This is a genomic window from Streptomyces sp. NPDC000151 (genome assembly GCF_040301705.1).
In the GTDB taxonomy this organism is placed as follows: domain Bacteria; phylum Actinomycetota; class Actinomycetes; order Streptomycetales; family Streptomycetaceae; genus Streptomyces.
Window position 1 is genome coordinate 1 of sequence record NZ_JBEPFC010000294.1, and the last position, 2,333, is coordinate 2,333.

3 protein-coding genes are annotated in these 2,333 nt (G+C 72.8%); 1 reads left to right on the forward strand and 2 read right to left on the reverse strand.

The annotated features are described in order from the left end of the window. Nucleotides 1-256: 256 nt before the first annotated feature. Nucleotides 257-490 carry a hypothetical protein gene (locus tag ABT381_RS35630; RefSeq protein WP_351602233.1) on the reverse strand — a complete coding sequence of 78 codons (234 nt, stop codon included), beginning with the start codon at nucleotides 488-490 and terminating at the stop codon, nucleotides 257-259. Nucleotides 491-630: 140 nt separating this feature from the next. Between ABT381_RS35630 and ABT381_RS35635 the strand changes: the two genes are divergently transcribed. Beyond that, nucleotides 631-1,605: a carbohydrate kinase family protein gene (locus tag ABT381_RS35635; RefSeq protein ID WP_351602227.1), complete on the forward strand. Its 975-nt coding sequence runs from the start codon at nucleotides 631-633 to the stop codon at nucleotides 1,603-1,605. Nucleotides 1,606-1,614: 9 nt separating this feature from the next. Here ABT381_RS35635 and ABT381_RS35640 read toward each other — a convergent pair. Next, nucleotides 1,615-2,333, reverse strand: a 719-nt coding sequence (locus ABT381_RS35640; RefSeq protein ID WP_351602230.1) for an aminotransferase class V-fold PLP-dependent enzyme, incomplete at its 5' end; no start/stop codon positions are given.

The following is a 2,333-nucleotide window of genomic DNA, read 5'->3' on the forward strand; positions in this document are numbered from 1 at the left end:
CAGCACGGCCGCGGCCATCGAGGCGACCACCAGGGGCCTGCGCCCACGACGCCCGGCGGCGGTGGGGTTCTCGGTGGGGTTCCCGCCGCCGGCGGCAGGGGGAGTGTCCTCGGTGCTCACCGCATCGCTCCTTCGGCTCCGCTGAACAACTGATGCGCCATCCTCCGTGAGGGGGACGCCGATTGGACGGAGCCGGGCCGCGGGCGGTTCCGCCCGCGGCCCGTGGAAGAGCGGTGGAGGATACGTATCGCCGTACTCAGTCGCCGTACTCGGACATCCCTTCCAGCAGTTTCGCAGAGGCGGCGGGGACCGTGATCCCGCGCAGCTCGGCGGCCGGGGACGGCGGCGCGGTGAAAAGATCGGCGGTCTTCCAGTGCGGCGCCATGCGGGCGCAGTCGCCGCGCAGTTGCTCCATCGAGTCGTGCTCGCCGCCGTCCGGGCGACGGCCGGCGGGGTGAGCTGCTGTGACGGGCTTCACATGCTGGGTCATACGCGCACCGTACGCACCCTTCGCCCCGGGGAAGAAGACCTACTATCGGGTAGTTTCGCCAGGTCGGAGCGGTACTGCCGAGCGGGTAGCGTTGGGTCACGTCCGTCACCGCCCCACGCCTCCCGCAGGAGCGAACCGCCGTGCGTATCGCAGTCACCGGCTCCATCGCCACCGACCACCTGATGACCTTCCCCGGACGCTTCGCCGACCAGCTGGTCGCCGACCAGCTCCACACGGTCTCCCTCTCCTTCCTCGTCGACCAGCTGGACGTGCGGCGCGGTGGTGTCGCCGCGAACATCTGCTTCGGTATGGGCCAGCTCGGCACCGCGCCGGTCCTGGTCGGCGCCGCCGGCAACGACTTCGGCGAGTACCGCGCCTGGCTGGACCGGCACGGCGTGGACACCGCGTCCGTACGGATCTCCGAGGTGCTGCACACCGCCCGCTTCGTGTGCACCACCGACGCCGACCACAACCAGATCGGCTCCTTCTACACCGGCGCCATGAGCGAGGCCCGCCTCATCGAGCTGCACCACGTCGCCGAGCGCGTGGGCGGCCTGGACCTGGTCCTGATCGGCGCCGACGACCCCGAGGCGATGATCCGGCACACCGAGGAGTGCCGCTCGCGGTCCATCCCCTTCGCCGCCGACTTCTCGCAGCAGATCGCCCGCATGGACGGCGACGACATCCGCACCCTCATGGACGGCGCGGCCTACCTCTTCTCCAACGAGTACGAGAAGGGCCTCATCGAGTCCAAGACCGGCTGGACCGCCGAGGAGATCCTCGGCAAGGTCGGCACCCGCGTCACCACCCTCGGGGCCAGCGGCGTCCGCATCGAGCGCACGGGCGAGCCCACCATCGAGGTCGGCGTGCCCGAGGAGAACGCCAAGGCCGACCCGACCGGCGTCGGCGACGCCTTCCGCGCCGGCTTCCTCTCCGGCCTCGCCTGGGGCGTCGGCCTGGAGCGCGCCGCGCAGGTCGGCTGCATGCTGGCCACCCTCGTCATCGAGACGGTCGGCACCCAGGAGTACGAACTGCGCCGCAGCCACTTCCTGGACCGCTTCACCAAGGCGTACGGCCACGAGGCGGCCGCCGAGATCCAGCAGTACCTGGCCTGAGGGCCACCGCTAGACGCGGCGCCGCACCACGTATGCGGCGCCGCGCTCCGGCGGCTCCGGGGCCTCGCCCAGGTACTCCTGACCCTGCGTCCAACACCATGCCGGGATGTCCAGCGCCGCCACCTCGTCGTCGGAGAGCACCGTCACCGTGCCGCCGACCGGGACCTCTGCGATCGCCTTGGCCAGCTCGATCACCGGGACCGGGCAGCGGGCGCCGAGCGCGTCCACGACGAGCGCGCCGGACGTGCCCTCGGGCGCCCGCGCGGGCCGCTCCGCGGGCGCGCCCAGCTGTTCCCGTACGGCGGCGACCGCGCCCGGGAGCACCTCCAGGAAGCGCTCCACGTCGGCGTCGGAGGTCCCGGCCGGCAGCGACACCCGGACGTTGCCCTCCGAGAGCACGCCCATCGCCTTCAGGACGTGGCTGGGGGTGAGCGTGCTGGAGGTGCACGAGGAGCCGGAGGAGACGGAGAACCCCGCCCGGTCCAGGGCGTGCAGCAGCGTCTCCCCGTCGACATAGAGACACGAGAAGGTCACCAGGTGCGGCAGCCGCCGCTCCGGGTCGCCGACCACCGCCACGTCCGGCACCAGCTCCGGCACCCGGGACCGGATCCGGTCCACCAGGCCGCGCAGCCGGGCCGCCTCGGTCGCCGCCTCCGCCCGCACCGCGCGCAGCGACGCGGCGGCGGCCACCACCGCCGGGATGTTCTCGAAGCCGGGGGCGCGCCCCG

What these genes read in the sequence shown, in the direction of transcription:
- ABT381_RS35630 (WP_351602233.1), bottom strand. Translation starts at nt 490, where the DNA reads ATGACCCAGCATGTGAAGCCCGTCACAGCAGCTCACCCCGCCGGCCGT.